The organism is Chryseobacterium sp. SN22, from assembly GCF_008329705.1.
Taxonomy (GTDB): Bacteria; Bacteroidota; Bacteroidia; order Flavobacteriales; family Weeksellaceae; genus Chryseobacterium.
Genome location: NZ_VTSX01000011.1, coordinates 32,227 through 59,047, shown reverse-complemented (window position 1 = coordinate 59,047; position 26,821 = coordinate 32,227). Strand labels below are relative to the sequence as shown.

General features: G+C 41.1%; 22 protein-coding genes. 16 read left to right on the top strand and 6 right to left on the bottom strand.

Annotated elements, in window-relative coordinates:
• Window positions 1–3 precede the first annotated feature (3 nt).
• Window positions 4–741 carry an SDR family oxidoreductase gene (locus FY557_RS09045; RefSeq protein WP_149246926.1) on the top strand — a complete coding sequence of 246 codons (738 nt, stop codon included), beginning with the start codon at window positions 4–6 and terminating at the stop codon, window positions 739–741.
• An 18-nt stretch (window positions 742–759) separates the two neighbouring features.
• Complete coding sequence (locus tag FY557_RS09040) at window positions 760–1,674, top strand: helix-turn-helix domain-containing protein (RefSeq protein ID WP_149246925.1); 915 nt, start codon at window positions 760–762, stop codon at window positions 1,672–1,674.
• Window positions 1,675–1,750: 76 nt separating this feature from the next.
• On the opposite strand, the gene FY557_RS09035 is transcribed toward FY557_RS09040, so the two are convergent.
• Entirely contained in the window at window positions 1,751–3,460 is a 1,710-nt protein-coding gene (locus FY557_RS09035) for a pyridoxal phosphate-dependent decarboxylase family protein (protein ID WP_149246924.1), read from the bottom strand.
• 836 nt (window positions 3,461–4,296) lie between these two features.
• Here FY557_RS09035 and FY557_RS09030 point away from each other — a divergent pair.
• The 3 genes from FY557_RS09030 (at window position 4,297) to FY557_RS09020 (ending at window position 8,366) form a co-directional block, all read left to right on the top strand.
• On the top strand, window positions 4,297–5,262 hold the full coding sequence (locus tag FY557_RS09030) for a C-type lectin domain-containing protein (RefSeq protein ID WP_149246923.1): 966 nt from the start codon (window positions 4,297–4,299) through the stop codon (window positions 5,260–5,262).
• A 16-nt stretch (window positions 5,263–5,278) separates the two neighbouring features.
• The gene (locus tag FY557_RS09025; protein ID WP_149246922.1) at window positions 5,279–6,241 is read left to right on the top strand and encodes a hypothetical protein; all 963 of its coding nucleotides are present in this window, start codon (window positions 5,279–5,281) and stop codon (window positions 6,239–6,241) included.
• Window positions 6,242–6,806: 565 nt separating this feature from the next.
• A complete protein-coding gene (locus FY557_RS09020) occupies window positions 6,807–8,366 on the top strand; it encodes a beta strand repeat-containing protein (protein WP_149246921.1) in 1,560 nt (519 codons plus the stop codon).
• Between the two features lie 1,407 nt (window positions 8,367–9,773).
• On the opposite strand, the gene FY557_RS09015 is transcribed toward FY557_RS09020, so the two are convergent.
• On the bottom strand, window positions 9,774–10,520 hold the full coding sequence (locus tag FY557_RS09015; protein ID WP_149246920.1) for a CPBP family intramembrane glutamic endopeptidase: 747 nt from the start codon (window positions 10,518–10,520) through the stop codon (window positions 9,774–9,776).
• Window positions 10,521–11,035: 515 nt separating this feature from the next.
• A complete protein-coding gene (locus tag FY557_RS09010) occupies window positions 11,036–11,866 on the bottom strand; it encodes an MBL fold metallo-hydrolase (protein WP_228451749.1) in 831 nt (276 codons plus the stop codon).
• A gap of 575 nt (window positions 11,867–12,441) precedes the next feature.
• Here FY557_RS09010 and FY557_RS09005 point away from each other — a divergent pair.
• The 5 genes from FY557_RS09005 to FY557_RS08985 all read left to right on the top strand — a co-directional run bounded on the left by FY557_RS09005 (window position 12,442) and on the right by FY557_RS08985 (window position 16,314).
• Entirely contained in the window at window positions 12,442–12,885 is a 444-nt protein-coding gene (locus FY557_RS09005) for a hypothetical protein (RefSeq protein ID WP_149246919.1), read from the top strand.
• 19 nt (window positions 12,886–12,904) lie between these two features.
• Entirely contained in the window at window positions 12,905–13,750 is an 846-nt protein-coding gene (locus tag FY557_RS09000) for a helix-turn-helix domain-containing protein (protein WP_228451748.1), read from the top strand.
• A gap of 79 nt (window positions 13,751–13,829) precedes the next feature.
• Window positions 13,830–14,933 (top strand): FAD-dependent monooxygenase, encoded by a 1,104-nt coding sequence (locus tag FY557_RS08995; RefSeq protein ID WP_149246918.1) that lies wholly within the window; start codon window positions 13,830–13,832, stop codon window positions 14,931–14,933.
• Between the two features lie 77 nt (window positions 14,934–15,010).
• Complete coding sequence (locus tag FY557_RS08990) at window positions 15,011–15,562, top strand: TetR/AcrR family transcriptional regulator (RefSeq protein WP_149246917.1); 552 nt, start codon at window positions 15,011–15,013, stop codon at window positions 15,560–15,562.
• A gap of 17 nt (window positions 15,563–15,579) precedes the next feature.
• Window positions 15,580–16,314: an alpha/beta hydrolase gene (locus FY557_RS08985; RefSeq protein ID WP_149246916.1), complete on the top strand. Its 735-nt coding sequence runs from the start codon at window positions 15,580–15,582 to the stop codon at window positions 16,312–16,314.
• An 870-nt stretch (window positions 16,315–17,184) separates the two neighbouring features.
• Here the strand turns inward: FY557_RS08985 and FY557_RS08980 are convergent.
• On the bottom strand, window positions 17,185–18,159 hold the full coding sequence (locus FY557_RS08980; RefSeq protein ID WP_149246915.1) for a helix-turn-helix transcriptional regulator: 975 nt from the start codon (window positions 18,157–18,159) through the stop codon (window positions 17,185–17,187).
• 92 nt (window positions 18,160–18,251) lie between these two features.
• Between FY557_RS08980 and FY557_RS08975 the strand changes: the two genes are divergently transcribed.
• From FY557_RS08975 to FY557_RS08960, 4 genes are all read left to right on the top strand, one after another.
• A complete protein-coding gene (locus FY557_RS08975) occupies window positions 18,252–19,424 on the top strand; it encodes an FAD-dependent oxidoreductase (protein ID WP_149246914.1) in 1,173 nt (390 codons plus the stop codon).
• 3 nt (window positions 19,425–19,427) lie between these two features.
• Window positions 19,428–19,832, top strand: coding sequence for a hypothetical protein (locus FY557_RS08970; RefSeq protein ID WP_149246913.1), 405 nt, complete (start codon window positions 19,428–19,430; stop codon window positions 19,830–19,832).
• 500 nt (window positions 19,833–20,332) lie between these two features.
• Window positions 20,333–21,025 (top strand): helix-turn-helix transcriptional regulator, encoded by a 693-nt coding sequence (locus FY557_RS08965; protein ID WP_149246912.1) that lies wholly within the window; start codon window positions 20,333–20,335, stop codon window positions 21,023–21,025.
• Window positions 21,026–21,096: 71 nt separating this feature from the next.
• Window positions 21,097–21,489 (top strand): RidA family protein, encoded by a 393-nt coding sequence (locus FY557_RS08960; protein WP_149246911.1) that lies wholly within the window; start codon window positions 21,097–21,099, stop codon window positions 21,487–21,489.
• A gap of 52 nt (window positions 21,490–21,541) precedes the next feature.
• Here the strand turns inward: FY557_RS08960 and FY557_RS08955 are convergent, their stop codons facing one another.
• Entirely contained in the window at window positions 21,542–21,946 is a 405-nt protein-coding gene (locus FY557_RS08955; protein ID WP_149246910.1) for a winged helix-turn-helix transcriptional regulator, read from the bottom strand.
• Window positions 21,947–22,088: 142 nt separating this feature from the next.
• On the opposite strand from FY557_RS08955, the gene FY557_RS08950 reads away from it, so the two are divergent.
• Together FY557_RS08950 and FY557_RS08945 are read left to right on the top strand one after the other, a co-directional pair.
• Window positions 22,089–23,198 carry an alkene reductase gene (locus FY557_RS08950; RefSeq protein WP_149246909.1) on the top strand — a complete coding sequence of 370 codons (1,110 nt, stop codon included), beginning with the start codon at window positions 22,089–22,091 and terminating at the stop codon, window positions 23,196–23,198.
• 215 nt (window positions 23,199–23,413) lie between these two features.
• Window positions 23,414–25,627, top strand: coding sequence for a TonB-dependent receptor (locus tag FY557_RS08945; protein ID WP_149246908.1), 2,214 nt, complete (start codon window positions 23,414–23,416; stop codon window positions 25,625–25,627).
• Window positions 25,628–26,036: 409 nt separating this feature from the next.
• On the opposite strand, the gene FY557_RS08940 is transcribed toward FY557_RS08945, so the two are convergent.
• Window positions 26,037–26,771, bottom strand: coding sequence for an SDR family NAD(P)-dependent oxidoreductase (locus tag FY557_RS08940; protein ID WP_149246907.1), 735 nt, complete (start codon window positions 26,769–26,771; stop codon window positions 26,037–26,039).
• Window positions 26,772–26,821 lie beyond the last annotated feature (50 nt).

The following is a 26,821-nucleotide window of genomic DNA, read 5'->3' as shown; positions in this document are numbered from 1 at the left end:
AGAATGGAAAATATCAAAGGAAAAGTAATTGCCGTTACAGGCGCAAGTGCAGGAATCGGCAGAGCTACGGCCATAAAACTGGCTGAAAACGGAGCAAAAGTTGTTCTGGGGGCAAGAAATACCGAAAAGTTAAATAAGCTGACGGCGGAAATTAAAACCGCCGGAGGTGAAGCCATCGGTATTGAAATTGATGTGAAAAATAAAGCCGGCCTGGTCCGGTTTGTGAATGCCGCTGTTGAGCAATACGGAAGACTGGATGTGATGGTCAATAATGCCGGTATCAGTCAATTGAGCCGAATTGATGAACTCGATCTTGAAGGATGGGAAGATATGATTGATGTTAACCTTAAAGGCGTTTTGTACGGAATGGCGGCGGCAATTCCTGTTTTCAAAAGACAGCAATCGGGACATATCGTGAATATCATTTCGACCTCAGGATTAAAGATTGTACCGATGCAGGGCATTTATGCAGGAACTAAAAATGCCGTCCGTACCATTGCAGAAGCATTTCGCCAGGAGTCAGACGGCAGCATACGCATAACAGGCATTTCACCTGGATTCGTAAAAACGGATTTTGCGGAAAATATCAAGAATGAAGAAATGAAAACGATGGTTCAGAAAGGAATGGAACAGATGGGCATCGATCCCATGGCCGTTGCCAACGCCGTGATGTATGCAATAAGCCAGCCGGAGGATGTTGAAATAGGGGATCTTGTTATTCGTCCGTCAAAACAAAATTGATTAAATTCGTTAATGAAAATGCAACCTCAACCCGACATCCATCACATCAAAAGCATCTCCCAGCTGATGCGTATTCTGGAGCTTCCTGCACCATTACATCCGTTGATTGCATTGGTTGATTATAATAAGGTTCCGATCGGAATTTTTCCCAAAGGGAACAGAATAAGTCTTGATTTTTACAAAATTTCCTTTAAGCCTTCCTTCACGGGACAAATAAAGTACGGACAGGGATATTATGATTTTGAAGAAGGCGGATTGGCCTTTCTTAAGCCGAAACAGATCGTTTTTCCGCCTGAAGAGGTGGAAAGTTATGAAGGGATGGCCCTGTATTTTCATCCGGATTTTATCCGGACTTATCCATTGGGAAGCACGTTGAATAATTACGGATTTTTCTCGTATGATGTTTCGGAAGCCTTGTTTTTATCGGCAAAGGAAAAAGAAATTATAGCCGGTTTATTTGCTGTAATCGCAGGTGAACTAGACAATAACATCGATGCCTACAGCCAAGACGTTCTGGTATCCCAGATCGATTTGTTACTGAATTACAGCAACCGTTTTTACAACAGGCAGTTTATTACCCGGAAAGCAGTCAACCATGACATCATCACTGCTCTGGACCGACTTCTAAACAGTTATTTCGAAGAAGAAAACAGCCTTAAAAACGGGTTGCCGTCCGTAAAATACATCAGTACGGAACTAAAGCAGTCGCAGCGATACCTGAGTGATATGCTGAGTTCACTTACCGGGCTGAATACCCAGCAATACATTCAGAACGCCATCATAGAAAAGGCTAAAGAAAAATTATCAAGGACCAATCTGTCCGTTTCGGAAATCGCTTATGGGTTGGGCTTTGAGCATTCACAATCTTTCAGCAAGCTTTTCAAGACAAAGACCAATGTTTCTCCCTTGGAATTCAGAAAGTCATTCGGGTAATAACCGGTATTTAAGTTTCCCTTTTGAACAGTTGGGTTATATTTTATAGAAGCGAAACCATACATTAAACCGTTTTTCAAACCACTTCATTTCGGGCCATTCGTATACAATAAAGAGCATGCTGCATATCAGATTTGGTGATATAAGGACTTACCGGATAGACTTTTAAAGCATAAATAACAGCTTCATGATCCGATGGATCTGTATTATATACGGCAGGTCTGAATCCTTTGGTGATACTAAGATAAGGAGTCCGTTTGCCGTCAATCTGTTTTTCCTCCCTGAACCACTTCCATAATAAATCTGCTGTTTTTTCAATAATTGTATTATGTTCAGCCAATGTATTCCGAAAATTTTTATCAGCCAGCTCCTTCTGATATTGCAAAGCGGCATCGGTACCTTCAGGATAAATTCTCAGTAATAGAACAGCACCGTTATCTGCTGTGTTTATACAGGTCATATCAGGATACGGTTCCAACTGTTCAAGCATATAGTGTTTATTTTTCAGCCCATGAGCCAGAACATGCTGGATGCCCTGAATTCCCAAAAATTTTAAGGTGGCCCAGGCAGCCATGGACCCTCCGGCAGAACGGGACACTTCCAAGGTATAATTATGAGGATTATAATCCCCCCGTTCCTGCAGGTAAGCTGAACTTTCGCGCTTCAGCAGGTCTTCAAACTCATACCTGTCTTTGTAAACGAAAACACTGCTTATTAAAGGAGAAAAATTTTTGTGAAAATCAACCCCAAATGCATCGGCATATTGAATTTCCCTGATGGCTTCACCATTTTTTCGGGCTGATTCCAGAACAGTCTCCGGAAAATTCTGAGGGTTGGCTGCGAAATCATAGTCTTTAAATGCCAGCCAGGACCATCCGATGACAGCATCACAGTATAATAAGGCTTTTCCGTATTCGGGATTGTTAGGATAGCGGTCGATCAGTTCCCTTACTTTTTTCACGGGATCAAAAGCGCATGCGTCGGTTGTAGCCATGGTACACACAACCGATGCAATCGGAACGTGGTTGTCCGAACATTCTTTGATCACCTGCTCCAGGTGTGTAATATCCATTGTGTTTGTATCCGGAAGTGTGTTTATTTTAATGATGTTATTCATGCCGAGCCCGGTCCAGTCTGTGCTGTTTAACATGGCGTAATGGGCCTGTTCAGAACATAATACTTTGGCATCTGTTCTGATTCCCTGTTGCCTTGAATCGGGCAGAACCCGGCTTAATGCGTATTTTAACTGATACATCCAACAGCCGGAACCTCCGTAAGTACATATACCCCCCGATTTCTCAGAATTCCAGCCTGCCATATCCGCTAACATAGCAGAAGACTCCAGCTCGGCAATGGATGTGTTCCAGGCATATTCCGCTTCCAGGATATTGGGTGAAAACATCTGAGTGAGCATTGATGCGGCTATGGCCGCATAATTTTCCTGCGGACAGATATTGGTCATGTTCAGAGGATGTCCCCAATTGGGTAAACCTTCGAATGTGGAGATAACATGATTCAATACTTCGGTAAAGGATTCGCCTTCCGGTCTTAAAACTGCTTTCCGGGCGTTCTCCCTTGTAACGGTAAGTTCGGGGTTTTTACCTAAAAATGCACTGCTGTTCCTGCCTGTGGGTTTTAGAGAGTTAATGCCTTTCATGGCTTCTGACATGATGGCAGCGAAAGTATTGTTGCTTTCGTCCTGAATAGGGGAAGCAAAAAACTTTTTAATATTAAAATCTTCAGTTTTGACATCATTTTCAAAATTATGTCTTGTTAGCTTATCCATATTTAAAGTAGGTTCAATAGTATAGCCGGAGGCTATGTTGGTAAAGATGTAGTGGTAAGGAAGAATTTTAAATTCATTTATAGCTTAAAGGTCAATAGTATAGGTAGTTTTTTTTGCATTGATACAATGGATGTGATGTGATGTTTTGATAGTTTCAAACGATATGCCATCCGGCATCGGGTCTTAGGTGTAAGATCATAATTCAGAAAACTAATTTTCCTTACCGGAATGAAAAAATAAGGCTCATTTCAGGGGAAAACTCAATACTGATGCTTAATAATTTTCAATGTTCCGGAGTGTAGAGGTAGGGAGGGTGCGTGGTCGGCGGTTACAACAGGAGATTAAGATCGTTTCACTTGCCGACTTGCTTAACCAAAGGGCTGTTGACTTAGTTTTATACTCCTGAACTGATGCTACTGATTATCGATAATAGATACCCGAATAAGAATAGTAATAATAAAAACGGGTTAAAAATTTTGTGTTTTCCTGACATCAGAATATTTCCATTCATTGTCGTTGTCCGCATCATGCATAATTATCTTTTATTAAAATTGCACTTATACGGTGATGCCAAAAGAATCCAGCGGTACCGATTTTTTGAATTAATATTTTAAGCGGGAAGTATGCGGGATTGATTTCTAAATTTTTAATAATCACAGTTTTATGACTTAAATGTTTATATAAATACTTTCGGCATTTATATTCAGGGATTTACCTGTCCGTATCATTTTCGATAACGGAAAAGTTGAAATATATCAGATTTATTTTAATGTTAAAGCAGTGACAACTCATTTTTTTTTGCATATTTTTGAAAAAAATTTGCAAAAATTACCATAATGAAAAGAAATTTACTACTGGCAGCTGTCCTGTCAGTTACTTTGTCGGTGCCTCGTATTAAAGCTCAAGTAGGGATAAATACGACTTCTCCCAGAGCGACCTTGGATGTTGCGCCCAAGAATACGGATGGCACCACTGCCGAAGGGGTAATCGCTCCAAGGCTTACCGGAAACCAGCTTACAGCTGCCGATTCCAGATATACCTCGGCCCACACCGGAGTAATTGTCTATGCAACCTCGGCACCATCAACATCCACTGCCAAAACAGCAAATATTACCGCACCGGGCTATTATTATTTTGACGGAGGGATATGGCGCGGCATGGGTGCGCAAAGTACGACCACCACATTAAGCATCAGTTCGGTGATCGACCCGAATATTCTTGGGTATGTCCCGAGCAATACCGCTACTGCCGTTAACAATGCACCCTCTACAGTTACCGTAAACGGCGTTACTGCAACCCGGACCGGTACTTATACGTATAACGGGCACAGCTATGCAGCTTATTCTGCGTCTGCAGCAGGGATTACGTGGTACAACGCCTATGATGCCTGCAAAAATATGGGCGGTTACCTGGCTACTTTTACCACCGATGAAGAGTGGAAGCAGGTAGAAACCAACCTTCTTAGTGCAGCAGCATTCGACAGCCAGCAGACATGGATCGGTTTTGCCAAATTTTCCTGGTTTGCCGGGGCAGCCCTTACTCCTGATCCCGAAGAAAAATGGATTACGGGAGAACAGCCGCTTCACGATTACAGTGCAGGCGGTACCAGTGCTGTAAGAAAGTCGAATTGGTTCAATACCGGAGAACCTAACAATTCAGGAGGAACGGAAGGATTCGTCATTACCTTACCAAAGAACAGCGGTACTAAAACATATAACGGTTATACTTCCACCCATACCTGGAATGATGTAGTAGCCAATACGACAGCCACTACCGGATTTATCGTAGAATTTCAACAATAACAAAGCTGAAGATCAAATGAAAAAATGTTTATTATGGGCAGCATTTGTCGGATGCAGCATTCCTGCTTATGCACAGATGGGTATATCGACTAAAAGTGTTCTCGCCACCGTTCAAATAGATCCTGTAAAAACCGACGGAACCACTTCCGAGGGGATAGGAATGCCACGATTGACCGGTGACCAGATCAAAAGTGCCGGATCAAAGTATACTGCTGCACAAACCGGTGCTATCGTCTATGCTACCTCAATTCCTACGGCTGCCGATACGAAAACGGCTAATATCACGTCGGCTGGATGTTACTATTTCGATGGCAGCATATGGAGAAATATGGGGAGTGTTACCAATACGACCGTAATCAGTTATTCAACATCGGTGGATGCCAATATTCTGGGCTATGTTCCGAGCAAGACGGCAACCGCTTCTTCGGCGCCTGTTACCCTTACGATAGGAAGCAATACCTATACGAAAGAAGGAGCCATCACCTATACGGTAAATGGCCACACCTATGCTGCTTATTCCGGAAGCGGAGCGCTCAGCTGGTTTGATGCCTATACTGCAGCAAAAAATATGGGCGGATACCTGGCTACGTATACTACCGATGATGAATGGAAGTATATAGAACAGAACCTTCTTACCAATCATGTCATTTTCGATACACAGAGAACCTGGATGGGCTTTGTGAAATTTTCCTGGGAAGCAGGATCTGCCCTTACGCCGGATCCGGAAGAAAAATGGATCACAGGCGAACAGCCTCTTCATGATTACAGCGCAGGAGGCCTTTCAGCTGTCCGGAAAATAAACTGGTTCTATAACAACGAACCCAATAATACAAATTCCGGCGAAGGCTTCGTCCATACTTATGGGAAAAATGATGGTGTAACTGCAACAAAAAATGGTTATATCTCGATCCATCCCTGGAATGACCTGCCGGCTGACAATGGCAGTATCAGCGGTTTTATCGTGGAATTTCAGCAGTAGCAGTACCTGCCTGATACAGAGAAATAAGGCGACTCTCAAAAGGGGGTCGCTTATTTTATGGTTTTTTCGTGAAACTATATAAATATAATAGGGCCATTTAAACATAAGTGAAGCCGTTTAGCTTTCTGTGAAAGACACGCTGACCCTAACCCAAATTATTTAGCAGGATATAGATAATATTTTAAAGGTATTATATGAGATGTAAGGTTATTTAAAATAGAAAGAGCAAATGCCCGGCTGGGTAATTTACTGATAAAGTTTGAAAGAATCAATAAAACTTGGATAAGCCTTCATCATCTTACTTTTTCTATTTTTTCCCAGAGAATAAAAGTTTAAACAGCTTTTCTAATAAAGCAAAAATTATAACCTTATCCACCTCTGTACACTATGATTTCATATATCATGTGGGACGAGATCATATTAACCTTAATTTAAAATAACCATATTATATTCAATATACACTTGATCAGTATAATTTAAAAGTTATCTTTGCGGGATTATTCTATCAAAAGGTTTCTATAATCTATAATTATACAATAATTTTCAAAATACAATTTTTACAGACATGAAAAAAAAATTATCTGTTGGAGCTGCGTTATTATTTTCAGCTGCGATATATTCACAGGTAGGCATTAATAACCAGGGCCCCAAAGCTACTTTAGACGTCACGGCCAAAAGCACAGATGGCAGCAAACCGGAAGGAATTCTAGTACCAAGGCTGACCGGAGATCAGATCAAAGCCGGAAATGCACAATATGGTTCAGACCAGAAAGGGACTATCCTTTATGCTACAGCAGCAGTTACCCTATCAGATAGCAAAACAGCTAATATTACTGCTGAGGGCTATTATTATTTTGACGGAAGCCTTTGGCAGAAAATGGGCAACGCTGCGGCAGCCACTAACTGGAACATGGCAGGTAACGCAGGTACGGATCCTGCTACCAACTTTATCGGGACCACAGATGCCCATCCGTTTGTTATCAGAACCAACAATAATTTAGCCGGTTACATCGGGACAACGGTTTTCGATAACCTTACCCTGGGGATTAATTCCGGAAAAACAAATACCACCGGTAACCTGAACGTATTTGTAGGTACTAATGCGGGGTTTGCCAATACACAGGGAAGTTCCAACATATTTATGGGACCTTATTCGGGGACTGCCAATACCACCGGAAACTCCAACGTATTTATGGGCTACAATTCCGGAAGCAGCAGCACAACCGGTGATGCCAATGCTTTTGTAGGAACGTGGGCAGGGAACACAAACACGACCGGAGGGTATAATGCTTTTATGGGCTATCAGGCGGGAAACAGCAATACGGCGGGAAGCGGCAATACTTTCCTGGGCTACAGCTCAGGAAGGAACAGTACTACGGCAAACAATAATGTCGCTGTAGGAAATATGGCAGGACAGGCCATTACTACGGGCGGAAACAATACCTTTATAGGAACCGGTGCAGATGCGGATACTAATAATCTTACCAATGCCACGGCAATCGGGTACGGCGCTAAGGTAGGTGCCAGCAACAGCCTTGTTTTGGGGGGGACAGGGGCTTCAGCAGTGAATGTGGGAATAGGAACGATTAATCCCAGTACCAAATTAGAAATCAATAATGGCTCTACTGCCGGAGCAATTAAAATTGTAGACGGTACACAAGGAGCCGATAAAGTACTTACTTCTGATGCTGACGGGGTTGGAACTTGGAAAACTAAGGGGATCGTCCCGGGTAATGCGGTTATAAATACGGTAAATATAACAAATGGTTCAACCTTTTATTATACCGGATCCTCCATTACTATTCCTGCAAATACTAAAAGCTGTGTAATATATGTACTGGCCCAGTTTACATTTCCGAACACAGGACAGCCAGCTATGCTTCTGGCTTTATCTGCATCTAATTCATCTTTTACCAATTATTCACCTTCTGGCCAAAATATTTTTAATCGGAATTACACACTCGCCGGAGCAAGCTTAACCTGTTCAGGATCAATCTATGATATTTCCAATACATCCGGAAGTCCGATAACTCTTTATTTGTGGGCATCATCTGATACATCCGGAGCAAAATATGATCCTAATAACACTACAAATGATCTCAGGTTTTACTGCGTTATCAATTAATCGCTTATTTGTACTGTTGATATTTAGCAATCCGGTAATATAATTATCTTCTCAGTTCCTGAGTATAGGTTGGCAGGCCATGGTTTCAAATATACAATTTGTATTTCTGCTAACATTATAGATGTTTTGTAGTTATCTATACCAGTCTGCTGATAACAATTCTATGTTAATCATATAAGCAACTATAGAATATGAATTTTCAAGAATATTCTTGTCGGAAATCTTATGGAAAAAAAGTTTCAGAAAGCGGGATCAAGCTATCCCGCATCTGCAACTTCATTCGCTGTACAGAGGAAGAAATATTTAACATGTATCATGCCTCATCCCATCTCTGGACACTGATATCCTGCTCCTGTACTTTTAAATTCATGTGCTTACCTATTTTAATTCCATTGTTATAATTTAAAACCATTTATTCTTGAACCTTATTATACTGTAGAATTAAGTTTTAAGAGAATAATTAGAGCAGATACCGTCTTTAAATTAACAAAACATTTAAATATTATTACCTGACCGCTAGCTTAATGAAACTCAATGTAACTGTTAAAAAGAGCTGATAGACGAAAACAGGAGTATTATTTTGGAAAATATGACAGGCGGCATTGTTAAGTAAAATGCACTTTCAATTCTTTCCGGCAAGGCATAAGGAAATGCGATAACGGGAGAATGAGAATCCGGTCCGGAACTGAAAATTTTTCCGGGCACAAAACCTGGGAGAATTCCTATTTATTCATCTTATTGATGATCAGACCAGGAAACACGATTGCCTGAGGCATAAAAAAATCCTCAGCTAAAAGCCAAGGATTTTATTTTCATATTAAGTGGTGTGATTGGTATTATACAATATACAATTAATATGCCACGCATAAATTATTTTTAATAAATCCGAAATTAATTTTCAATTGTCTATTGAAATTGTAGACTAATTTCTTATCTTTGCACCCGATTCTCATGTTTAATTGAGTTTTCATGGTTATTAGTTTTTATCCTCAGCTGCGGCTGGGGATTTTTATTTTAAACCTGATCCGTGCATAAGAATCTCCAATCAAATAATTAAAGTGGGTTATTTTATCAGTCATTTTGTAGAGGTTAAGCCCAAAACTTTTCTTTCATCGATGGATACTGCAGACTTTATATCGGCTATATACAGGGTCCAGATAAATGCAGAAGGATGTTGAATTTTAGAAACTGCTAAAGGCAGCATTCTGAAATGAATTTACCTTAATGCTTATCGGAAGGCATAAGGAAATAAGACAGCCGGCAACTGAAAATCCGGTTTGGAGCGGAGTCTTCACGGAAGCAGAACCGGAAAGAAATCCGGTTTAACCCATCTGATCTGTGACCATGAACTTGGCCACCTTTCAATCTTCGTTTTAAAAGTAAACCTTTTTTACCGCAGGTCCTCAATCAGTTCAGCAGATAAAAAATACTGTAGATCATACCCAGGTTAAATGCGGCATGACAGACGGTGGCTCCCCATAACGAACCTGTATTTTTCCGGCAGAAGTAGAAAATTATACTTACAGCAAACATACCGGAAACCCAGAGCAATGCCGGGATCGGTAAAAATTTCCATTTTCCGTTGATGAAAATCAACCCGAAGTGGGAGAGGTGGGTTATGGCAAAAGCAGTACCGTCAATAAAGGAAGCTTTTAAATTCCCAAAGGATTTCGCAAAGCTGGAATGGACGATGCCCCTGAAGAATAGTTCTTCCCCAATAGGGCTGAAGATCATCCCCGTAATGGCCATGATCATAAACATGATGAGCTTCTCATTCCCGATGATCCCGTCCCGGATATTGTAGGATTTCCCGATATAGACATACCAGTTCTCAAAGGAATGGCCGTACAGCGACACTCCCGCTATATACATCACCATACTTGAAATCAGTCCTAAAATAAAAGCGCATAATAGCAGGAATTTTTTTGTAGGTTTTGTCAGCCCTATTGTTTTTCTTCCGTGCTTACTGAGAAAAACAAACGGGGCCACAGCAGATATAAGCATAATCAGACCGATAAACCTATAATTTGCCGTTTCATTGGCATCAAGAACCAGCATGAATCTTGGGATACAGATTAACACGATCAGGAAGAGCCCGAACTTCCAGTTAAAGCCGAAAAATTTTTGCCAGAAGGGTTTTAATTCGTTTTCCATGTTCCTCAGTTTAAGAGAGCGAATATAAAACTTATTCTCTATTGTAAATCAAAACCGGGTGGAAAGTTTAAATTTCAACTACTTATGGCAGGGTTCATGGGTATCATATCATTCATATTTAATCTGATTCAATAAACAATTTAAGAATATTTTTGTCAGAAATTCCCTCGGCTATAATTAATACTTTTTGCCGGTTGAAATGCTTTCCCAAAAGAATGCGCAAAGCCGGCAGATAAATATAAAAGCCTTTCCTGAAATTTTGGCAACCGTTTCATTCCAATGTCTCCGGGCTGCAAAAATACATACAACCTTAAAATCTTCCTTTGTCTATCGGATAACTAATAATGTATGCGGAAAACGCCGTTAGGTATCGAATAAAAAAGGGGTATTTTTAAGATAGATTTGTTATTGCTATCATTACAGGAATATGAGTAAAAAGACATATTCAGGAATCTTATAATACATTTAAATTTTTATGAGGTTTTCAACTCATTTATAATTTCCGGACCGTATTCCTACTTTACAAACCGTCCGTATGAAGGCACGGCCAGTGTATCGAAATCATCAGCTAGCTTATCAAGGCCAAGTCTCAATTCTTCACCTTCCATATATTGCCCGTGTCCTGAAATCACAATGGATGGGGATAAATCCCTTAGTTTGGCTACGGTATCCCTGGCGGCGGCCCAGTCTGTGGTTAAGTATCGGGGAGGGCCCTGAACTTCACGTTTCTGAACCAGGACTTTGTAGAATGAATCCTGTTTTACCGTTACAAAAGCATCGGCTGAGATAAGGATGCGGTCTTTCTCGCGGAAGAACACCACCTGGCCGGGAGAATGGCCGGGCGCATGAATCCAGTGCCATTCGCTGAGGCCCGGCAATTCACCATGGTCCGGATAATTCGATACCCGTTCGGAAATATCTATAGGTTGGTGCGGATAAATGAAAGACAGTTTGGCCAGCAAGCCGCCTTCAACAGAAGTGTCAGGTTCAGGATATTCCTGTTTTCCGGTAATGAAAGGTATTTCCAGAGGATGGGCATACACTGGGACATCCCATTTTTCCAAAACCGTTACAATTCCACCGACATGGTCAAAATGGCCGTGGCTCAGGAATATAGCTACTGGCGGCCTGTCTTTGCCGTAGCGGTCTTCAGCAGCAGCGATAATTTCCTCCCCGCATCCCGGCATTCCACAGTCTATTAAAAACCAATCTTCACCGGGCTTCCCCAGCATTACCACATTCACGATCTGATTGGTATAATAATACACATCATCTGTTACCGATTTGCCGTTTCCGCTGGAAAAAGAAGTCATCGGAATCATTCTGTTGTCATCACTCTGCTTCATATTAATATTTTTTATGGTTTATATAATTTTATCCCTTAATAGATGTGGTGTGCATTCAGAGTGCTGTATGCACAAAAGGAGTGCTTATAACACATTCTGCATAAGTAACTGAATGACTATATGTTTTACAAACAAAAACCATACCTGAATGCGGCTTTCGATTGTCCTTATTTTAGCATAAAGTTGTAAAATTAGATCATGATTGCAAAGATTGTTGTATTGATAAGCGGTCTATTTACGTAACTTTATTTCTTTTGGTTGACGCAGTTTATACATTTGATATTAAAATAGCCCTATATGGGATCCTATAATACTTACGTTAAGATTTCTCTCCATATCGATTGTATGTGTCAGTGATTTATGAAAACTTCCGTTTGCTTGAATCAGTTTCAGATCCGCTGCAGATTGTTTTCTTATGTTGCAATTTTACCCAGCTGGCTGCTATCCCCAATTAATATAACCGGACTAAAATTAATTTACAGAAAGAAATAAATTTTATTGATGTTGAGTTTAGAAAACGATAGATTTGTGTAATATCCAATTGGTGCTAATTTCTGAAACAAAACACAGGTTCTATGAAACAGATAAAAATAGGTTTAGGATTTTTCTTTATTTTCCTTTTGTATGGCTGCTCGATTTCTACAGGATTTTTTATCCAAAATTTAACGTCATCGCAACAAATCATAACGATTAACTATCAAAAGAAGATTTCCGGGGATCTGGATGAAAAAAATGAGTATTTACGTTTCAATTACCAAGAGGGAATTGTAAAGCCCGGATATTTCAGGAAGAATAGAAACAATCTGAAATGTTTAGCTAAAACGGTTATTAACGACAGCAGCATAACGGTAGAACTTCCGGCTCATTCGACGACAAGGATTGACTATACATTCAACTTCAACTGGATACGGACCATCAGAAGTGTCAAGATCCTTAACCAGGAATATTCTGTTGAAGACCTCAATAATAAAGCTGAAAAGAAAGGGGCTAATTATATTTACAAAATCCAGGAACCCTAAAACATATGGGCGCATTACAATGAATAAAGAATTGAATTCCTTCTATTTAAATTCAATGGATCATGAGGATGGGTGTGGAATATCCGTTGCAAGAATAAATTTTAAAAAAAATAATTTCCCGGATGCCCATCGCGATGAAGGGCACACTTTTCATATTCTGGAGAAAGGGACCGTTGATCTGGAGATTGATTTTAAGCAGTACCGGATCTGTGCACCGTCTGTGATATACATGCATCCTGCCCAGGTTCATCGCATCATTCATTTTGAAGATATTACGATCTGTTCTTTATCAGTAAAAGATGAAAATCTGGATCCTGATTCAATCAGATTGCTCGAAGACATCACACCGACAGAGCCTTTGGTTCTTACTGCTGAAAAAAGTAATACACTTTTCAATGTTTTTGAAATCTGTCTGAATTTTTCTGTGCAAAAAAACAATAAGCTTCATGATGTTTTATTACGGCACAGCTGCAATACTGTGGTTGCATTTGTGATCTCGCAATTTTTGGATCAGCATAAGCCTGAAGCTGCGCTGTCAAGATCCGAAACCATTACGAAAGCATTCAGAAGGCTGCTGGAGAAAAATCACCGCATGACCAAAAGTCCGGGTGAATATGCGGACCAATTACATATTTCCACCGCTTATCTGAACGAATGTGTAAAAAATACGACAGGCGTTCCGGTTTCCCGACACATCCGGGACCGGATTATTCTGGAAGCAAAACGGCGTTTATACCATACTGACCGGTCTGTAAAGGAAATTGCTTTTGAGCTGGGATTCGACGATTATCCTTATTTTTCAAGGCTGTTTAAAAGGGCCACCGGCATGTCTGCCCTTTCTTTCCGGAATAAAAACCGCGATTAATCCAATATTTACCCTGCTTTCTGCTTTCCGGGTTCCGTTTTGTTGAAGAATTTTGCAACATAATTTAAATGACAGAAAAATGGAACCTAATCAAAAGGTGCTGGTATGCGGCGCCAGCTTTGCCGGACTTACAACGGCCTACCGCATGAAAGAAATGGGATATGAAGTTACGGTAATAGAAGTGGCTGGCCATCTTAAACCGGGAGGTACCCCCGTGGACATTAAGGATGAAACCGTCGGGATTATGGAAAGGATGGGGCTTCTTGACAAGCTGAAAGCCCAAAGGATCAGCCCTGAAAAATGGGAGTTTAAAAATGCTGACGATGTCAGCGGGCATACCGTTTTGCTAGGCGAACCTCCGGAAAATGAGTTTGAAATCGAAAGGGATGTGCTGCTCCATATGCTGTTTGATCTTGTAAAAGATACCGCAACTTTTATCTTTAACAATACCGTTGTGACCCTGGACGAGAACGGAGATGGGATAAAAGTCCGCTTCAGGGACGGTACTGAACATCTGTTTCAATTTGTATTTGGCTGCGACGGAGTCCATTCTGCGGTGCGGAACATCTGGTTCGGAGAAGAAACCCGATATGCCCGATTTCCGGGTCCCTATTTCTGCATTGCAGTTGCCGAGAGGTTGTTAATCGAAGAGGGAACGTATCAATGGTATGCCGAGCCGGATAAAAGCCTTTCCATGTACGCGTACCATAATAAAACCGATATCATTTTCATCTTCAGGCCGCAAAAAGAAATTCCCTATGATTTCCGTAACCGGGAGCAGATGAAGGAGATCGTGAATGCTCAGATGCAGGGGGTAGGCTGGAGAGCCGCCGAATTAACGGAAGAACTGTTAAATTCCGGTTCCTTTTACTTTGACCGCTTTTGCCAGATCAACATGCCTTCCTGGACCAAAGGGCGGGTAGCCCTGGTGGGCGATGCGGGATACTGCGCTTCACCGGCCGCAGGAATGGGCGGTTCGCTGGCGATCATCGGTGCCGATGCCCTGGCCGATGCTTTTGAAAAAAACCGTCACGACTTTCAGCAGGCTTTCCAAATGTATAATAGGGACTTGCGTCCTTTTGTTGAAGAAGTGCAGGCAAGGGCATTGCTGATGCTCGAAAAGCTGCTTCCGGCCACACAAGAGGAAATTGAGCGGCGGCATAAAAACGGCTTTGAATTTTAGCTTTAATCTGAACATGAATATTTATTAAAAATAGACAGACTTGTTCATTTTTTGAATTATTTGTTTAACTTTGCCGCATGGATACAAGAAAGAGGATAATAGATACAGCTGATTCACTCTTCTATTACAAAGGATATCAGTCAACAGGTATTAATCAGATTATAGCGGAAGCGAATGTTGCAAAAGGCAGTCTTTACAATCATTTCAAATCAAAAAGCGAACTTGGTCTGGCATACGTTGAAAATGCGAGTCATATATGGTTTGAAGAAGTTAGGCAGGAAATCAGCAACCATACAGGCCCAAAAGAAAAGTTATTAGCCATATTCACTTTTCTTTCTGGGCACGCAAAAAAAAATCACTACAATGGTTGCCGTATAATCAACATTATCACAGAAATTACTGATCAGGATGAGAAGATAACTAGGGGCGCAGTTGCTCACAAACAAAAATTCAGAGAGCTTCTTTACACTTTTACTTCACAAATTTATTCTGATATGCATAAAGCATCTGAAAAAGCAGACAGTATATATCTCCTTTATGAAGCTGCCAGTGTGGAAAGTAAAATTTTTAAAAAAAACTGGCCGATTGAAATAGCCATGAAAAACGCTGCTATATTATTACAGAACTAACGTATTTACAATAAATTATGAACATTAAAAAACAAACTGACCTGATTTTTGAACCTGTTAAGTTAGACCAGGATTACCCTTTTACACTGCCAGATCAATCGGAAAAAGTAATTATAAATATTGAATCAGGCATAAATCTACATGGTATCCATTTTACATATAGCAGCGAACCAACCCTGCTTCTGTATTTTCAGGGAAATGCTAAAAATTTACAGAATTTTCTTGATAACCATTCCGAAATACTTCATTGGAATTATAACGTGCTGACATTTGATTACAGAGGGTTTGGTAAATCAACGGGGCATATAGAAAGTGAAGAAAGCATGTATGCGGATTCGGAGAAAATATTTGATTATGCTCTGAGTCTGGGATATACCCCCGGGAATATAATTTTATATGGGTACTCAATGGGAACTTCACAAGCTGCGTATCTTTCAACTAAGCGAGAAGCAAAAGCGCTCATACTGGAAAGCCCGTATTCTTCAATTGCCGAGATCGGGATATTTGGTGACAATGCCCCGGATTTCATACTGAACACAGGACAGAGAGCAAAAGAGATTGATATCCCTACTTTAATTATCCACGGGGCATCCGATGATATCATAACTGTTGATCATGCGGAAAGAATACACTCAAATTTAAAAACGGCAAATAAGGAATTAGTAATTATAACCGATGGCGGTCACGGAAATCTAAAAAATAGAGATGAATATTCAAGTCATGTAAATAAATTTATAGCCGGTTTGATATAAAATAGGAAATGATAAACTCGTGACACAGACTGTTTATGAACGTTTCTTCATAAGGGGCAGGCAAATACCGTGATGCTGCCTTTACGAAAGTTAAAAAGCCAGATTGATGCAATGCGTAAATCTGAACTGCAGCGCATTTAAAAAAGACCGTTCATGACACAAAATATATTACGGAAATTAAAATGACAATAAGATTACTTATGGAAGAGGCTGTATGTTCATTTAACAATCACAAATACGCAAATGCAGTGAAAAGATTGTGATTTATCTTGAAGGACATAAAAATTCTCCTTCAACTTTTGTTTCGGGGATAGGATAATTTAGCTCTTAAGTCCAATACGGAAAAAGAAAAATGGTGCGTAGGTTGTCCGGATGATGGTAATTGGGTTGTATAAGTATAAATCTCCTTCACCTGATCATCAGCCATACCCGGTTAATGAGCAGCAAACTGTTGATATTAAATTGAATCGGCCGGCTGTTATGGCCGAGCTGATTCGATATTTTCTTTATAAAGATCGGAAACCGGAAGAAAGTACAAGTCCATACATTATTGAAGATGCATTGAGATTCCTTGAGATAATTGCATTGCCTAAATATAACATGAGTATGGAACCTTATTCATACTATATTACGGTAAGCTGGACAAGAGCATCAAAACACCCTGTCACAAGGTATTTCCAAAAGCAGGGCTGAAGGGCTTCAAATTGGGAATTTGTATAAGGCTCAGCATTGTATTCTCCTATTAAACTTTGGTGCCGGAAATTCCCGCCTTCGGCAATAGCCAACCGTTAAGGATGAAATCCATTCTCAAAAAACGATGAATGGGAAAATTATCCCCGCTAAATTACTTGTTGATTATTAGACAGATACCTAGTTGTCTTTCAACCGGTGCTGAGCGCTCCATTTCTTAGGTTTCATTCCGAAATGCTGCTCAAACAATTTCCCGAAATAACTCAGATTAGTAAAACCTAACTGATATCCGGTTTCAGAAACTGAAAGATGTTTTTCCTGCATCAAGCGGGCTGCTTCCTGCATTCTTAGGTATTGACCATACTCGTAGATGCCCTTCCCGAAGATTTGCGTGAAAAGCTTTCTGAGTTTAAGGATATTCATCCCGCTTATTTTTACAAGTTCATCCTGTGTCAGGGGATTGTCAAGAGAAAATGAAATCGCATCCCTGACACGGTAAACAGCTGCTATCTCATCACTACGGAGACTTTGATATTTGATATGCTGTCGCCGGGAAAGGTTTTTAAAGAGAAGATACAACAGTTCCAGTGCTTTTAATTTGTAATAAGCCTCAGAAAGTGTACCTGACGCCGGAGTTCCGGCAATCTCATTAACAAGGTCGGCCACCTCTGGTGACATAAACTCTTCGATCAATAATGTCTTTTCATCATTGAAAAGATAGCCGAATGTCTCCTGATCTTTGCCGATAAAATTTTTGAGAAAATCGAGCTCGATCAGTATCGTAATCTGGGTAATGGTAAGTCCTTTAGGAAATACGACTTCACTTTCCAGGTGAAAAGGTGTGATACGGATGTGAGGCCTTGCCTGGAGGGATTTTTCAGGATATTGATATACATGATCGTCGGAAGAATGACTAAATATATTCTGGAAAGAAAAAAGCAGGCCTCTTCCAAGATCATCAACAGGTTTTCTTCTGTATACAAATGTTTCTTCTGCAATCACAGACCGGATCATCAGCAGCATTTCCGGAAGCATATCGACGATATGGATCTCGTTCAGCCGTAACAGATCCAGAGTATCACTAAATTCGGATGCCGGCATTCCCAATTTCTCTGCCAGGTCAAGCATCTGCTTCTTGTTATCGGTTAAATTCATTTTTTTTTCTGGACTATTTTTATGACGAAAAGGACTATTTTATCCTTAAATGTAAAACTAATTTTGCAATAAGAATTTAAAAGTTAATAAAAATGAAAAAAAATATTTTGGTATCAGGCGGAGGAATTGCAGGACTGACTGCCGCAAAATTATTATCAGCACAAGGGCATCATGTGGTGGTGATCGACAGAGCTCCATCCTTTACGAAGGCAGGTTTTCTGATTTCCCTGAAAAGTTTCGGCGTCCGGATCATGGGAGAGCTCGGCTTGACGGAAGAACTGCAGGCGGCATCTTCTCCATCCGAGTCGGTAAGTTTTTTAGAAAGAGATGAGCAGGTTATCCAGCGGATCAGCTATGAGAAAATGAATCGGAATATTGAACGTTCGGTACTGATTTCCCGGGGCCGTCTTCATAACGTTTTATATGGCTGCTTAAAAGATCAGGTAAATGTACTTTTCAACACAACGATTTCCGACATCACTACAACAGGTGATACAAGCGAAGTAACATTCTCTGACGGGCGCAGGATGGAAGCTGATCTTATTATTGTTTCTGAAGGCTTACGTTCTCCAACACGGAAACGTTATTTCACAAATTCACAAATAGAAGATTTTAATACGCTCTATATGGGTGGAAGACTCCGGACTGCACACTCCTATAATGTGGGCGATTTTAAAATTTATATCGACGTGGATAAGATGCTCTCTGTTTACCCGATTGCAAACAATGAAATTGCCGTCCAGTGCTATATTCACCATACTGGTGATCTTGCGACAATGAAAGAAAAACCGGCGGAACTGTTGCGACGTTCTTTCAGTCATTATAGCGCAGAGGTAAAGGATCTGCTCAATCGTTTTGCTGAAGAAGGCATCATGTTCGTCGATAAGATGGGCATGGTAGAAGCTCCTGACCTGGTCAATGGAAATATGGTTCTGCTGGGTGACGCAGGATATTGTCCCACTGCACTGTCCGGAATGGGGGCATCGCTTTCAATCTATGGAGCGAAGGCATTGTCGCATTTTATCGGCCAAACACCTGATGGCCTGAGAGCCGCCTGCAACAATTACAATATACTGATGCAGCCTATCATCCATAAATTTCAGGATAATGCCAGAAATAATGCCTCCTCTTTTATCCCTGCTGATGCGCAGCGGCTTGATCAGTTTGTCCATACTTTCAGGGCAGCCTCTGACATCGAACTTAAGAAGATAATGACTGATCCGATCGTACTCACCGAAGATCAGCTGAATTTTAAAATCAGCTAAGTGATGAACTTCAAAAAAATATTTTCCATCATCATCGGATTTGGAACCATTGGTCTTTTAAGTTCGGTATTTGCCAAAATACAGGGCATTTTCTTTCCAGCTTCGATGCAGCTGTTTGACCGGGCTACCTGGACTTCTTACGATATCATTCAGCTTATCATCAAATTGGGGTGCGTTTACCTTAGCTGTATCGCAGGAGGTATTGTAATATCATTATGCGGCGGGGAAAAAAGGGAGCAGTATATAACGGGAACCAGCTTAATCCTGATCGTAACATGGCTGTGGATAAGCACTATTCATCCTTCATGGTTCTGGGTATCGCTGCTGGTTGGAATTCTCCCCTTTGTTCTGACCGGAAGTAAAATTAAAAGTATAGTAGCCGATACAATGAAACATAAAGACCGATGATGCCCATTATAAGATGTAAGAACTGGTCAAACTTTTGATGCTGTGCTTTTTATGACCTTAGAAACAGCAGGATTTATTTTAACGAAGATCGACAATCTCACCGGAGCAGGAGAGTGCGGTATTATCACTGAGGTATATTGCATCATTTCTCCTGATGTGAAATATAATCATGACCTACAAGGTGCTTAATGTGTAAAACTGATATTACTTATTTCTAATCAATAATATCTTCTAATACTTCTGCTTTATTTGACCTACGTAATTTTCTATTGAATTTTGTTGCATAGGGATACTTCATGATTAAATTTGCAATTCATAACTGGACCGGATTGAATGAAAGAACACAATAATATAAAATGGCATACCATGGCTCACGCAAGCAGAGAACGAATGGATACGCTAATTGGAAACGGAACTCCGGATACCGGCATAATGATAAATATCAAGTACTCTCATAAACAATAGTAGCAGGCTTTAGCTGTTCATAAGCATTATTTAAGATGGGCGACCAGGATACGAAACGTCTTTCAAGACTTACCGCAATTATTACACAACTGCAGTCAAAGCGGCTTATCACTGCAGCGGATCTTGCTGAAAGGTTCAACGTTAGTGTAAGGACGATATACCGGGATATCAGAGCGCTGGAACAGGCGGGTGTCCCTGTTTTGACTGAGGAAGGGAGAGGGTATACCATGATGGAAGGTTACAGAATCCCTCCGCTGATGTTTACGGAAAAGCAGGCCAATGCACTGGTTCTCGCAGAACAATTGGTTTTAAAGAACAGAGACCGGTCTTTTGTGCAGGATTATTGTGAAGCGATCGATAAAATCAAGGCAATCTTACGGGAGTCCGGCAAAGACAAGGCTAATCTGCTGAGCGACCGGACCCGTTTTAACCAAAATATAAACCGAGAAAGAAACAGCAGCTACATCTCTGAATTACAATATGCATTGACCAACTTTTTTCAGGTACGCATTAACTATGTAAACAAAGATGATTCTTTTTCAGATCGTATTGTTGAGCCGTTTGCATTGATCAGTACAACAGAAAACTGGCTTCTGATAGCCTGGTGCCGTTTGAGAAAAGAATTCAGGTATTTTCGGTTAGACAGGATGTTAAGGATACAGGTTCTGACAGAGAAATTTGAACCGCATAAAATGACCTTACAGCAATATTTCGATAAATTTTATTAGAGGTTTTACCCCTGACATAGGGCTGTCACAACTGCATTTTACCTTTGCTGCTCACAAATAAAAATAGCAAAATGCAAAAGACAACATTCGACCCTTGGGCTTGGGGTAAAAACACAAATTCTGTACAGGCCGTAGAAGTTAAACAGCCGGAAGGTACCTTGTACTGTTCAGGACAGGCAGCCATTGATGCTAACGGTGTCCCTAGTTCAGCGGATATGAGAAGTCAGCTAATACAGGCTATCGCCAATCTTGAACAACTCGTTAAAGAATCGGGGTATGAATGTAAAAACATGGTCAGATTAAATATTTATACAACTGACACCAACGGTTTTTTTAATACCTGTATGGACGTTTATGTGCCGTTTCTAATGAAATATGGCATACAGCAGGCAACCACATTGCTTGAAGTTAAAGGACTCTTTGCAACATTAACCATCGAGCTTGAAGCAACGGTCGTAAAATAACATTCGTAAAGCAGGCATCAAGCCAGGAGACTTTATGTCTGCTTTATTTTATTTACTTTTTTGTCTGCATGAGCCCGCAAGGTGACTTTAATACTTCCTTGACTTTTGGATCCTGAGCAATAACTTTTTCCAGAAAGTCCCGATTATCATCACCCCAGGCATTCATGGCATCAATAATCGGCATTAGAGACCAGCCTATCTCGGTAAGTGAATATTCAACCTTGGGAGGCAACTGTGGATAGGTTTTCTTTCTGATGATCCCATGGTCCTCAAGTTCTTTCAGTTGTACGTTTAAGACACGGCGGGTCGCCCCCGGAAGCATTCTCAACATTTCACTGGGCCTCTTAATATCTAATGAAATGGCATTGAGCAATGCCGGTTTCCATTTGCCGTTAAGGATTTCCCTCGTCAAATGTAGGCCGCAGTCAATCGTAAGCGGAATTTTTCTTTCGTACATAAAATGACATTTGTACAAAAATACGTCATATATCCGAAAGCTATATAGGGATAAATTTATCCCCAGGGTATTAATTTCCCCTATATTGTTATTTTATCGTTATTGGACGAATTTTGCCGCTGTTTAATAAATATAGAAACAGATGGAAAATACCTCACAACCTCTTCTGGAGGCATATCATTTAGGAGATCTCAAATTAAAAAACAGAGTGGTTATGGCTTCTTTAACCCGTGGAAGGGCTACCAATCCGGACCTGATCCCAACGGCCATGATGGCGGAATATTATGCGCAACGTGCTTCTGCCGGATTGATCGTATCCGAAGGCACCTGGGTAAATCCGCAATCAATCGGCTTTATTAACGTTCCGGGTATTTATACAGGAGAGCAGGTGGAAGGTTGGAAAACAGTCACCAAAGCCGTCCATGACAAAGGTGGCTTGATTTTTTTACAGCTGGGTCATATCGGTGCGGGAGCGCATCCCGATTTACAGGAAGGTAAACCTCCTGTCGGGCCATCGGCAGTTAATATAGAATCACAGTCATTTACTCCGGAAGGCTTTAAAGCAACCGTAACACCCCGTGAAATGACGGTCGCTGAGATCCATCAGACGATAGAGGATTATAAGCATGCTGCCATGAATGCAAAAGATGCAGGTTTTGACGGTATTGAAATCCATGCTATCGCAGGGATGCTTATTCCACAGTTTCTCAGTACTGCCACCAACAAGCGTACGGATGAATATGGCGGAACTATTGAAAACCGTGCCCGCATCATTTTTGAAATATTGGAGGCAGTCACTCAAGTTTGGGACAGTACCCGTATTGCGATAAAGTTCAGCCCCGTGATGCTGAGCAGTGTAGGGATTGTGAAACCCGACGAAGAAACCATTCCTTTATTCCGGTATATTTTACATCAACTGGACCATTATAATTTGGCTTTTGTACATATCGTAGGACCATCAGAAGATTTGACGGGTACACCTGTGGAAGCATTGCAGGATAATTATTTTGCTCATTTCCGCAGGCATTATCATGGAAGGATTCTGGCCAACTCAGGTTTCTCCAAGGATAGTGCCGATGCAATTCTAAGAGAGGGTAATGCGGATCTGGTATCTTTCGGAGAGCCTTTTATTGCCAACCCGGATCTGGTTGAAAGATTTAAACAGGGGGTACCTTTGTCAGAAAGTGACAGGGATACCTATTATTCAGGGGAGGAAAACGGATACATTACTTATCCTGAGGCAACCATTTGAAGCATCTTAATAGCTGTATCAGATATATAAAATGCCCGGAAGTATCATCATTTTACTTCCGGGCATTTATATATAGAATATCAAGAGACGGCATAAACTTTTAAGTCGCAAACCAACCATACATCTTAATATTTCCACAAATGAAAAATATCATACTGTCTTATTTTTACTTCTTCTAAATAAAAATTATTTTTGCGGAAATTTGCTGATTTAAGATGAAGAAATATTTTACTCCGGTCGTTTTGCTGATCTCAGGTGTTGTGTTTTCCCAAACCACTACAGACTCACTGGCTTCAGGAAATATTGAAGATGTAGTCATTGTAGCCTCCAGGAAACCTACGAAAATTTCGGAAATCCCCGGAACAGTCTGGGTCGTTCAGAAAGAGAAAATCCAGGAACAGGTCAAGAGCGGGCTTCCTATTAAAGAAATGTTATCTATTCTGGTTCCCGGTATCGATATCGGTCCTCAGGGCAGGACCAATTACGGGCAGAATATGCGCGGGCGGTCTGCTTTAATCATGATTGATGGGGTGTCCCTGAACAGCATCCGTACCATCAGCCGCCAACTGGATGCAATCGACCCTTTCAACATCGAAAGAATTGAGGTGCTTTCCGGTGCAAGTTCCATTTATGGAGGAAATGCGACAGGGGGAATCATCAATATCATTACTAAAATCCCTTCGAAAAGCGGGATCAGCGGAGAAACGGAGGTGGGTCTCCGCAGCGGCTTTATAAGCGGTGAGGACCATGATTTGCGTGCAGCGCAGTCCCTGGCCGTAAAAGGGAAGAAACTTTTTGGAAGACTGGGTATTGCTTACCAGCAGAATGGAGGGGCGTACGGAGCAGACCGGAAACAGATTTTTACGGATATTACCCAAACCGATCTTCAGTACAATCAATCATTGGACATACTTGCCACCGGAGGGTATAAATTTAATCATCATCATACGGTTACAGCTTCCGTTCAATACTATAATTCTAAATTTAACGGAGACCGGAGCTTATACTTAGGTCAGGACATTGCCGCTTTCAAAACGAAAAATGCAGGCCTGCTGGAAATGAGAGACGGTTTCTCTTCCGATAAAAATATCGGTACGGAACGGTATATGGGAACGGTAACATATAGGGGGAGCAACATTCTGGGGAATCAGGATCTGTATATTCAGTTTGCGGCAAGAGGTGAAAAATTAGGCTTTTATCCTTTTCCCGGAACAGTAAAGCTGCCCGCTAATACTTCTTACATGTCTTCTTCCCAGCAGAATACCTATTATTCAGGGGTAAAGGCATTATTGTCCAAATCCTGGAAAAGCCTGAACTTTACATATGGGGTGGACGTTGATCTTGAGCGGTTTGAAGGAAATCAGTCCGTATATGACCCGGATCTCACCATGTCCAGCGGCGGCCTGGTCAATCAGACGAAATACAGCCTCGGAAGATATCCTACGAACCATTCTGAAAGTTACGCAGGATATATTCAGGCAAAATATAATATATTACCGAAATTACAGTGGAACGGAGGAATCAGGTACCAGAATATTGACGTTAAAGTGGATGATTTTGTGGGGTCCCAGCAGCAGACTCAGGTCGCTATGGGATACGGCACATCTGCCTCTGCCATTCCGGGAGGAGAAAGTTCCTATAAGGTAACCTTATTTAATGCAGGGCTGCTGTATAGATTCAACGAAAAGCATCAGGCCTGGGGAACCTTTTCCCAAGGGGTAAGCTTAGCCGATCCTTCCAAATACTATGGAATCGGGGTGTATAAGCTTAACACCGCTACCGGAAACTGGGATATCACGTCAAGCATCAATGTACAGGAACAGCCTTTACAGGCGGTAAAGACGAATCAGTTTGAGCTGGGATACCGGATCAGCAGCGGTGGGTTAAAGGCACAGGTTGCCGGCTTCCTGAGTACTTCCGATAAAAATATTACCGTAGACCGAACTACATTACAGATCCTCGTCAGTGATCTGAAATTAAGGAATACCGGAATCGAGGCAGAAATTTCCTACAGCATGAATAACGGCGTCTATTTCGGTGCCAGCGGATTGCTGATTCAATCCCAGGTATATAATAAGGAAGAGTGGCAGAAACAGGAGATCTACAATGCGTCCCCTTCTAAATTGGTATCCTTTATCGGCTACAATATCAGCAGGTGGTCATTACGCTTCCAGTCCCTGCAGAACTTCAAGTTAAGGGATGACATCAATAATGAAATTGAAGGTTATAATACTTCTGATGTATTGGTGGGATATCAGTTCCATTGGGGAAAAATTAACCTTGGAATCCAGAACGTGTTCAACACGGATTATCAGACCATCTGGAGCAAGCGTTCGCAGGTACTGTACTCTTCGTACGGCCTTCCGGAATTATTCAGCTATAAAGGAAGAGGAAGGACATTCAATATCTTCTATACCTTTAATTTTTAATTTGAATGTTCTAAAAATGATGTACTAGCATGGCGCTCGCGTAAGCTGATTAAGTACAACTACGCTACATAAATAACAAAATTGAAAAGAGGGCTGATTCAGTCCTCTTCTATTTTGTGGTAAAAATATTTGAGGACAGGGCTGGTGAAATATGATTAGAAAAAGCAACTGATGCTTTAGAAAAGAATGTCATATTGCAAAAAAATGCACGGGCGGGACGCTCGGGCAAGCGGGGAGCATCTCAGAAAACGCTCAGAGGATAATAAGAAAAGCACCGGATTATCCGATGCTGTGTTTTAAATACCGTAAGCAGATATCAGCAAATATTCTTTTTTAACAGCTGACCGGTAAGTATACATCAGTGGCTTCCAATATACTCCCTGTTTTCGACTTTCAGATTTACCAATTCTTACCACGGACATTCATTGGTGCCGGAACCGTGATCCTCACTTATAAATTTCCCTGTCGGGACATTTTTATCCAGCACCGTATGGACGATCGTCGTTGCCGCTTGCTCAGGCGTACCGGTGCCCTGATTATTGGTAAGGTCAGTCTTTATGAATCCCGGGTCAATCAGATGAACCCTAAACTTTGGAAGTTGGTTGGCCAGCGAAATGGAGTACATATTAAGTGCGGCCTTTGAAACAGCATATACCATAAAGAGATTGGCGTTTTCATAATATTTCCAACGGGTATCGTTATGAAGCGTCAATGATCCAATACTTGAGCTGATATTAATAATATGTGGTTCCTGCGATCTTTCCAGCAAATCGGTAAAAGACTGAATGACCCTCAAGGTTCCGTATAAATTGGTATTGAATACTTCTTCAAATTCTGAAACTGTTGCACGGAGGGCGTCTTGCGGCATATTTCCGGTGATGCCTACATTATTGATTAGCACATCCAGCTTATCTGTCTTTTTCCCAAGCCGGATCCGGGCATCTTTTACAGACTCATCCTGGGTAATATCAATTTGTACAATTTCACTATGGGTCAGTCCTTCGGACTGTAACAGCTGCAAGGCCTCTAAGCCCCGTTCCTGGCTCCGGCAGCCGAGATATACGTAAAATCCTCTTTGCAGAAGCTGTCTTGCCGTAGCAAATCCGATTCCTTTATTGGCTCCTGTAATCAATACTTTTTTCATTTTTTATATTTAAAAGTTTAACATTACAAATCTGCCCCGATAAAAAATAA